The organism is Sporosarcina siberiensis, from assembly GCF_042681925.1.
Lineage (GTDB): Bacteria > Bacillota > Bacilli > Bacillales_A > Planococcaceae > Sporosarcina > Sporosarcina siberiensis.
The window spans coordinates 1-616 of sequence record NZ_JBHUGI010000033.1 but is presented as its reverse complement, the minus strand read 5'-3'; the positions used below and the strand labels follow the sequence as shown (position 1 = coordinate 616).

Here is a 616-nt window from a genome sequence, read left to right as displayed (position 1 = left end):
GGTATGTGAAGTCTAGACATTCGGAATATAGATCTTTGATCTATAAAATGAAGAGTATAAATATTCTTCGCTAACGACGTTTTGCGTTCAGTTTTGAAGGTTTAGAGAATAGCATAAAACATTGCTTAGCTAACTTTATTTTCGATGTCTTTAGTAGAAGTATTATTATTTCTTCTGAAAGAATGGAAAAAAGGAGAGCTAATGTTTAAAGCTTGAAACTATTATTCAAACTTCATATGTATTCCCGGAAGGGGCCTATAGCTCAGCTGGTTAGAGCGCACGCCTGATAAGCGTGAGGTCGATGGTTCGAGTCCATTTAGGCCCACCATTTAAATTCTGGGGCCTTAGCTCAGCTGGGAGAGCGCCTGCCTTGCACGCAGGAGGTCAGCGGTTCGATCCCGCTAGGCTCCACCAATTACTCCGTAGGGAGTATTTTTGTTCATTGAAAACTGGATAAAACGACATTAATAAAAACAATCAAGAATCAATCATGTATATTATGCAAATAATATACAGTACCTTTTTAAGAATCTGGATTTGCATCGCTGCAATGAACGATTCGCTAATCGGGATATTCGAGAAACAACGCTTTTGCGTCGAGTATTGAAACCCAATG

Annotated in this window: 2 tRNA genes; both read left to right on the top strand. The window is 39.1% G+C overall.

Annotation, left to right across the window (positions count from 1 at the left end):
• The first annotated feature begins 251 nt into the window (after positions 1-251).
• Positions 252-328 (top strand) — tRNA-Ile (locus ACFSFY_RS14090).
• A 10-nt stretch (positions 329-338) separates the two neighbouring features.
• Positions 339-414: transfer RNA gene (locus ACFSFY_RS14085), tRNA-Ala, on the top strand.
• Positions 415-616: the final 202 nt, after the last annotated feature.